Source organism: Aestuariivirga sp. (assembly GCF_044239095.1).
Classification (GTDB): domain Bacteria; phylum Pseudomonadota; class Alphaproteobacteria; order Rhizobiales; family Aestuariivirgaceae; genus Aestuariivirga.
The window spans coordinates 1-7,581 of record NZ_JBIICB010000210.1; the positions used below are offsets into that span (position 1 = coordinate 1).

Consider the following 7,581-nt stretch of genomic DNA (forward strand, 5'->3'; position numbering starts at 1 on the left):
GGTTGGGAGAAGGTGGCCGAAGGCCGGATGAGGGCCTGCTTCAACATCGGGACTCGCGGAGACAGGCCCTCATCCGCCCTTCGGGCACCTTCTCCCATCGCGTTGCGACGGGAGAAGGGAAAACTCACGACGAGTTCCTTCTCCCGTCCGGAGGATGGGAGAAGGTGGCCGACAGGCCGGATGAGGGCCTGCTTCAACATCGGGACTCGCGGAGAGAGGCCCTCATACCCCCTTCGGGGACCTTCTCCCATCGCAGGGCGACGGGAGAAGGAAAAACTCACCACGAGTCCCTTCTCCCGTCCGGAGGATGGGAGAAGGTGGCCGGCAGGCCGGATGAGGGCCTGCTTCAACATCGGGACTCGTGGAGAGAGGCCCTCATCCGCCCTTCGGGCACCTTCTCCCATCGCGTTGCGACGGGAGAAGGGAAATTCTGGTTCAGACGATCCGGCCGCGTTCCAGCCTGGCGATGCGGGTCATGCCCTTGGCGAGGTCGAGGTTGTGGGTGGCCACCAGGGCGCCCAGGCCTTCGTCGGCGATGAGGCGGAGCAGTTCGGCGTGGACGTGGGCGGCGGTTTCGGGGTCGAGGTTGCCGGTGGGCTCATCCGCAAGAAGAAGCAGCGGGCGGTTGGCCAGCGCGCGGGCGATGGCCACGCGCTGCTGCTCGCCGCCTGAGAGTTCGGAGGGGCGGTGTTCGAGCCGCGGCTCCAGCCCCATGCGGGAGAGAAGATCACGCGCGCGATCAGCCGCCGCGGCGCGGGTGGCGCCGGCGATGAGCTGCGGCATCATCACATTCTCCAGCGCCGAGAACTCCGGCAACAGGTGATGGAACTGGTAGACGAAGCCGATGCCGATGCGGCGGATGCGGGTGCGCGCCGTGTCGTCGAGGGTCGAGCAGTTCTGGCCCGCGATCAGCACATCGCCCGCGGTCGGCGCCTCGAGAAGCCCCGCGATGTGGAGAAGCGAGGACTTGCCCGAGCCCGACTGGCCGACGAGCGCCACAATCTCGCCCGGCCTCACCGTGAGGTCGAGGTTCCGGAATACCTCGAGACGGCCCTTGCCTTCGGCATAGGAGCGGGCGACCGCGCGAAGTTCAAGGGCGGGTGTCATTCGTAGCGCAGCGCCTCGACAGGATCGAGCTTGGCCGCCCGCCACGAGGGATAGAGGGTGGCGGCGAAGGAGAGGCCGAGCGACATCAGCACGATCAGCACCGTTTGCCAGGAATCCATCCGCGCGGGAAGCTGGGCGAGGTAGTAGAGCTCCGGGTTGAAGGGATCAACGCCTGAGACCCATGAGATGAACTGCCGGATGCGCTCCGTGTTGAGGCAGATCAGGAGGCCCACGATGAAGCCGCCGAGCGTTCCCGCAACGCCGATGGTGGCGCCGGTGAGGAAGAACACGCGCTGGATGGTGCCGCGCGTGGCCCCCATGGTGCGCAGGATGGCGATGTCGCGGCCCTTGTCCTTCACCAGCATGATGAGGCCGGAGATGATGTTGAGGGCGGCGACGAGGATGATCATGGTCAGCACCAGGAACATCACGTTGCGCTCCACCGCAAGCGCGTTGAAGAAGGTGGAGTTGCGGGTCTTCCAGGTGGTGACGGCCATGCCCTCTCCTGCCGCGTCCATGATCGGCAGCAGATAGCGGTCGACATCGTCGGGATCATCGACCATCACCTCGATCTGGTTCACGCCCTCCTCGGTGACGAAGTATTCCTGCGCATCGGCGAGGGGCATGTAGATGACGTTCTCGTCATAGTCCGACATGCCGACCTTGAAGATGGCCACCACCGGATAGTCGCGGATGCGCGGCGCGGTGCCGATCACCGTCTCGGGCCCTTCGGGGGAGATGATGGTGATGCGCGAGCCCAGCCCCAGCTGATGGCGCCAGGCCATGCGCTCGCCAATGGCAACCCCGCCCGAGGCATCGAAGCTGGCGAAAGAGGCGGTGACATCCGGCACGCCCTCTTCCTTCAGCGCGGTCCGGAGACTGTCGTTGTTGAGGCTCGGCAGCTTCAGGATGTCGGCTTCGGAAATGCCGCGCACCAGGGCGCCCGTGTTGTTGCGGAGCGAGGACGCCATGACCTGGCCCTCGACCAGCCCCACCGCGCGCGTGACGCCGGGGATGGCGGAGAGCGTCTGCTGCAGCGCCTCATAGTCCGGAATGGGCGTCACATCGGAGCGGTAGACGGCGACGTGGCCCTGGAAGCCCAGGATCTTGTCGAGAAGCTCGGCACGGAAGCCGTTGAGCACCGCCATGACCACGATGAGGGTGGCCACACCCAGCAGAATGCCGAGGAAGGAGAAGAGCGAGATGACGGAGATGAAACCTTCCCGGCGCCTGGCGCGCAGATAGCGGCCCGCCAGCATCCACTCGAAGCGGGCGAAGGGACGCGTATCGGGAAGGCTCTTGTCCATCAGGGCGCGAAGCGGACCAGGAGCTGGTCCAGCGCCACGTTTTCACGCGCACCGGTCTTGCGGTTCTTGACCTCGGCGATGCCGTCCTTCAACCCGCGCGGGCCGATGATGACCTGCCAGGGAAGACCGATCAGGTCCATGGTACCGAACTTGGCACCCGCCCGGTCGTCGCGGTCGTCGTAGAGGACGTCAACGCCCTTCGCCTCGAGCGCCTTGTAGATCTTCTCGCAAGCGGCATCCGTGTCGGCGTCGCCGGCCTTGAGGTTGATGAGGCCGATCTTGAAGGGCGCCACCGGCTCCGGCCAGATAATGCCGGCCTCGTCATGGCTGGCCTCGATGATGCCGCCGACGAGGCGGGAGACGCCGATGCCATAGGAGCCCGATTGGACTGTGACCATCTTGCCGTCCGGCCCCTGTACGGTGCAGCCCAGCGGCTCCGAATATTTGGTGCCGAAGAAGAAGATGTGGCCGACCTCGATGCCGCGGCCCGTCACACGGCGCTCCGCGGGAACGCGGGCTTCGTAATCCGCCTGGTCATGCATTTCGGAGGTGGCGGCGTATTTCGAGGTGAAATCGTCGACGACCTTGGCCACCGCATCGGCATTGTCATAGTCGATGTCAAAGGCTTCCCAGTCCATATCGTGGAAGGCCTTGTCGAAGAAGACTTCCGACTCACCCGTGTCGGCGAGGATCAGGAATTCATGGCTGTCCTTGCCGCCGATGGGGCCGGTCTCGGCGCGCATCGGCACGGCCTTGAGGCCCATCCGGGCGAAGGTCTTGAGGTAAGACACAAACATCTTGTTGTAGGAATGCTGGCCTGCCTCACGCGTGAGGTCGAAGGAATAGGCATCCTTCATCAGGAACTCGCGGCCGCGCATGACGCCGAAGCGGGGGCGCACTTCATCGCGGAACTTCCACTGGATGTGATAGAGATTGCGCGGCACGTCCTTGTAGGACTGCACACCTTGGGCGAAGATGTCGGTGATCATCTCCTCATTGGTGGGGCCGAACAGCATGTCGCGGTCATGCCGGTCCTTGATGCGGAGCATTTCCTTGCCATAGGCGTCATAGCGGCCGGACTTGCGCCAGAGATCTGCCGGCTGGATCGTCGGCATCAGAACCTCGATGGCCCCTGCCCGGTTCTGCTCCTCGCGCACGATCTGCTCGATCTTGCGCAGCACCCGGTAGCCCATGGGCAGCCAGGAATAGCTGCCCGCCGCCTCCTGCCGAATCATGCCGCAACGCAACATGAGCTTGTGGGAGACGATCTCCGCTTCCTTGGGATCGTCGCGCAAAATGGGCATGAAATACTGGGAAAGGCGCATGGTGTTCCTGCTTCGGGGGGCGAAGAGGCCCTTTTACGGCAAAGGCCGCGGAACTCAAGCCAGCGGCGGCGGGTTTAGCAGATTGCATAACCTGCCCTGTGAACAACCCCTGATATATGGACCTGACGCAGGGCCCCAATTGTGGCGCCGATGTGTCATTTTTAACTCGACAAGAATATGGGGTGTGATACCGTTTCGGCCAATCAAGAACAGGACCACGGTGTGCACTCGATGTGACCCAGGTCTGGGGAAGTTGGTTTCCGGGCGCGCATGACCTGCAGCTGCTCCGCCGGTACGGTCACCGGCAGTAAAGGAAACCCAGGAAGAAGCAAGGCGAAGCGCTTTTCCGCGCTTCGCCTTTTTCAATTTCCGGCCAAGACCAGCCAGAGCGCGCTGCGCGGCCGGAGGCGGCGGGCTTGATTTGGCCGCAAATAGCGCCTATAGGCCGCAAAATTCCCTTCCAATTCGAGAGGAGTGCACGAGCCTCATGGCGCGCGTCACCGTTGAAGACTGCATCGACAAGCTGCCCAACCGCTTCGAGCTGGTCCTGCTCGCCGCCCATCGCGCCCGCTCCATCTCGCAAGGGTCGCAGATCACGGTGGAACGCGACAATGACAAGAACCCGGTCGTGGCGCTGCGCGAGATCGCGGACGAGACCATCGTTCCGGAAGACCTGCGCGAGGAATATATCCACTCCATGCAGAAGCATGTGGAAGTGGACGAGCCCGAGGCCACCGAGGTTCCCCTCATCCAGCAGTCCGGCGACATGACCGTCGTCAACGACGCCCAGGGCGACGAGGACAATCCCGAGATGGAGCGGATGACGGAAGAAGACCTGCTGCGCGGCCTCGAGGGCATGCCCCCGGCCGAAAGCCCCGGCAGCCAGCGCAACGGCTACTGAGCCTTTCACGATTGATTTTCGGAGGCCGGACCCCGTGTCCGGCCTCTTTCTATTTGGAAACCAAGCCGGGGGCCGCCATGCCGGCGGCAGCTGGAGTGACGGCGTCTACGGAAGGTCTGTTCTCCCTCAAACCCCACTCGCCATTTGATTTTTCCGCGCTAAGATCAACTGTCATGATGCGTCAGTATGAGCTTGTCGAGCGGGTCACCAAGTATGACCCCGATGCGGACGAGGACCTCCTCAACCGCGCCTATGTCTATGCCATGAAGGCGCATGGCAACCAGAAGCGTGCCTCCGGAGAGGCCTACTTCAACCATCCGCTGGAAGTGGCCGCCATCCTGACCGAGATGAAGCTCGACTCGGCCACCATCGCCGCCGCCCTGCTTCATGATACGGTGGAAGACACCGAGGCAACCCACCAGGAAATCGAGGAAAAATTCGGACCCGACATTGCGGTGCTGGTCGATGGACTGACGAAGATCGCCAAGCTCGATCTAGTCACCAAGGAAGCCGCACAGGCCGAAAACCTGCGCAAGCTGCTGCTCGCCATGTCACGCGATGTGCGGGTGCTGCTGGTGAAGCTTGCAGACCGGCTGCACAACATGCGCACGCTCGAACATGTGAAGCCCGAGAAGCGGACCCGCATCGCGCAGGAAACGATGGAAATCTATGCGCCGCTCGCCGGGCGCATGGGCATGCAGGCGGTGCGCGACGAGCTCGAGGACATCGCCTTCAAGGTGCTGAACCCGGAGGCCAACACGATCATCCTGGCGCGGCTGGCCAAGCTCCACGCCGAGTCGGGCGGCATCCTCCGCTCGATCGAGCAGGAGCTGATGCAGAAGCTGGCCGAGAACGGCATCAAGGCGGAGGTCCACGGGCGCGAGAAGCGGCCGTACTCGATCTTCCGCAAGATGGAGCGCAAGCTTCTGTCGCTGGGCCAGCTGTCAGACATCTTCGGCTTCCGGGTTATCGTCGGGACGGTTGACCAGTGCTACCGGGCGCTCGGCATCATCCACCGCACCTACCGCGCGGTTCCGGGGCGCTTCAAGGACTACATCTCGACGCCCAAACAGAACGACTACCGCTCGATCCATACCACCGTGATCGGCCCGCACCACATGCGCGTGGAAATGCAGATCCGCACCCGGCTGATGCACGAGATCGCCGAGCGCGGTGTGGCGGCGCATGCGATCTACAAGGACGCACCCGACGCCAAGGAGGCGCTCGACGGATTCCGCGCGCCTGCGGCCGAATCCAACGCCTACCGCTGGCTCCGCCACCTCGTCGAGATGCTGCAGGAGGGCGAATCCCCGCGCGAGTTCCTCGAGCACACCAAGCTCGAACTGTTCCACGACCAGGTGTTCTGCTTCACGCCCAAGGGCAAACTCATCGCACTGCCAAAGAGAGCGACCCCCATCGACTTCGCCTATGCGGTGCACACCTCCGTGGGCGACAGCTGCGTGGGCGCCAAGGTAAACGGCAGCCATGCGCCGCTGGTGACCGAACTCAAGAACGGCGACGAGGTGGATATCATCCGCTCCGAGGCGCAGACGCCGCCCGCCGCATGGGAAGGCCTCGCGGTGACGGGCAAGGCGCGCGCCGCCATCAGGCGCGCCACCAGGGCCGCGGCGCGCAAGCAGTTCGCGGGGCTCGGCCGCGAGATCGTGGAGAAGATGCTGGCCAAGCTCGGCAAGGGCTATGAGGAAAAGCAGGTGGCTGCCGCCATGCCCCGCCTCGGCCACCGGAACATCGAGGATGCGCTGGCCGCCATCGGCCGGGGCGAGCTGGCCGCCATCGACGTGCTGAAGGCCATGGGCCTGACCATCGACGACAGCAAGCTGAAGGAACTGCGGCGCAGGCCGCCCGCGCGCAAGACGGACGGCGAGGAGCTGTCGGTTCCCGTCCGCGGCGTCTCGCGCACCACGGCGCTGAGGATCGCGCCAGAGACCGGTGCCGTGCCGGGTGAGCGGATCGTCGGCATCCTGATGCCGGGCGAAGGCATCACCATCTATCCGATTTTCGCCAAGGCGCTGGAGCAGTTCGACAACCAGCCAGAACGCTGGGTTGACCTTGCCTGGGACACGGGCGCCGAGGATCAGCGCTTCCCTGCCCGGCTGACGGTCTCGATCCTCAACGAGGTGGGCTCGCTTGCCCAGGTCACCCAGGCGATCAGCGACCTTGGCGGCAACATCGATGCGCTGCAGATGGTGGCGCGCGAGGGCGCGCGCGACTTCTTCGACCTCGACATCACCCTCGAGGTGCATGACCTGATACACCTGAACGTGATCATGGCGTCCTTGCGCGGCAAGCCCGCGGTGAGCGACGTGAACCGAAAGACGGGATAGACGCATGACGCAAGACGAAGTTCTGGACGAATTCCGCGCCGCGGGCGCCTTGCTCGAGGGGCATTTCATACTCTCCTCCGGGCTGCATTCGAGCCGCTACCTGCAGTGCGCGCGGGTGCTGATGGACGCAGGCCGCGCCGCGCGGCTGTGCGCTGCACTGGCGGAGAAGGTGAAGGCGGTTGTCTCCTCCCCCATCGACCTCGTGGCCTCTCCCGCCATGGGCGGCGTGGTGGTGGGCTACGAGATGGGCCGCCAGCTCGGCGTGCCGGCGATCTTCTTCGAGCGGGTGGACGGCAAGCTCACGCTGCGCCGCGGCTTCTCGATCGAGCGCGGCGCAAGGGTACTGATGGTGGAGGACATCGTGACGACCGGCCTCTCCTCGCGCGAGTGCATCGCCGGGATCAATGCAGAAGGCGGCGTTACGGTTGGGGCGGCCTGCCTGATCGACCGTTCGGGGGGCAAGGCGGAGGTCGGCGTTCCACTGGCGGCACTGGCGCGGCTCGACATTCCCACCTACGAGGCAGGCCATCTGCCGCCCGAGCTTGCTGCCCTGCCCGCCATCAAGCCCGGCAGCCGGGGACTGAAATGATCATCGG

At 64.5% G+C, this 7,581-nt stretch carries 6 protein-coding genes and 1 pseudogene; 3 read left to right on the forward strand and 4 right to left on the reverse strand.

All coding sequences use genetic code 11. From position 1 onward, the window contains the following. The 4 genes and pseudogenes from ACILRA_RS16570 to proS all read right to left on the reverse strand — a co-directional run. Positions 1-200: pseudogene (locus ACILRA_RS16570) on the reverse strand (hypothetical protein); the annotation flags it as partial. Between the two features lie 235 nt (positions 201-435). Continuing rightward, positions 436-1,107 (reverse strand): ABC transporter ATP-binding protein, encoded by a 672-nt coding sequence (locus tag ACILRA_RS16575; RefSeq protein WP_395663176.1) that lies wholly within the window; start codon positions 1,105-1,107, stop codon positions 436-438. Beyond that, positions 1,104-2,414, reverse strand: a complete 1,311-nt coding sequence (locus tag ACILRA_RS16580) for a lipoprotein-releasing ABC transporter permease subunit (RefSeq protein WP_395663177.1) — start codon at positions 2,412-2,414, stop codon at positions 1,104-1,106. Before ACILRA_RS16580 ends, ACILRA_RS16575 begins: the two co-directional genes overlap by 4 nt. After that, a complete protein-coding gene (gene proS / locus ACILRA_RS16585) occupies positions 2,414-3,739 on the reverse strand; it encodes a proline--tRNA ligase (protein ID WP_395663178.1) in 1,326 nt (441 codons plus the stop codon). The genes ACILRA_RS16580 and proS overlap by 1 nt, the downstream gene beginning before the upstream one ends. A gap of 487 nt (positions 3,740-4,226) precedes the next feature. Between proS and rpoZ the strand changes: the two genes are divergently transcribed. The 3 genes from rpoZ (at position 4,227) to pyrE (ending at position 7,574) form a co-directional block, all read left to right on the forward strand. Further along, positions 4,227-4,640, forward strand: a complete 414-nt coding sequence (rpoZ, locus tag ACILRA_RS16590) for a DNA-directed RNA polymerase subunit omega (protein WP_395663179.1) — start codon at positions 4,227-4,229, stop codon at positions 4,638-4,640. 173 nt (positions 4,641-4,813) lie between these two features. Beyond that, positions 4,814-6,985: a RelA/SpoT family protein gene (locus ACILRA_RS16595; RefSeq protein ID WP_395663180.1), complete on the forward strand. Its 2,172-nt coding sequence runs from the start codon at positions 4,814-4,816 to the stop codon at positions 6,983-6,985. A gap of 4 nt (positions 6,986-6,989) precedes the next feature. Further along, positions 6,990-7,574, forward strand: a complete 585-nt coding sequence (gene pyrE / locus ACILRA_RS16600; protein WP_395663181.1) for an orotate phosphoribosyltransferase — start codon at positions 6,990-6,992, stop codon at positions 7,572-7,574. Positions 7,575-7,581: the final 7 nt, after the last annotated feature.

Excerpts from the sequence above, each read along its gene's own strand:
- pyrE (WP_395663181.1), top strand. The coding sequence starts at position 6,990 with ATGACGCAAGACGAAGTTCTGGACGAATTCCGCGCCGCGGGCGCCTTG.
- proS (WP_395663178.1), bottom strand. The coding sequence starts at position 3,739 with ATGCGCCTTTCCCAGTATTTCATGCCCATTTTGCGCGACGATCCCAAG.
- rpoZ (WP_395663179.1), top strand. The coding sequence starts at position 4,227 with ATGGCGCGCGTCACCGTTGAAGACTGCATCGACAAGCTGCCCAACCGC.
- ACILRA_RS16580 (WP_395663177.1), bottom strand. The coding sequence starts at position 2,414 with ATGGACAAGAGCCTTCCCGATACGCGTCCCTTCGCCCGCTTCGAGTGG.
- ACILRA_RS16575 (WP_395663176.1), bottom strand. The coding sequence starts at position 1,107 with ATGACACCCGCCCTTGAACTTCGCGCGGTCGCCCGCTCCTATGCCGAA.
- ACILRA_RS16595 (WP_395663180.1), top strand. The coding sequence starts at position 4,814 with ATGATGCGTCAGTATGAGCTTGTCGAGCGGGTCACCAAGTATGACCCC.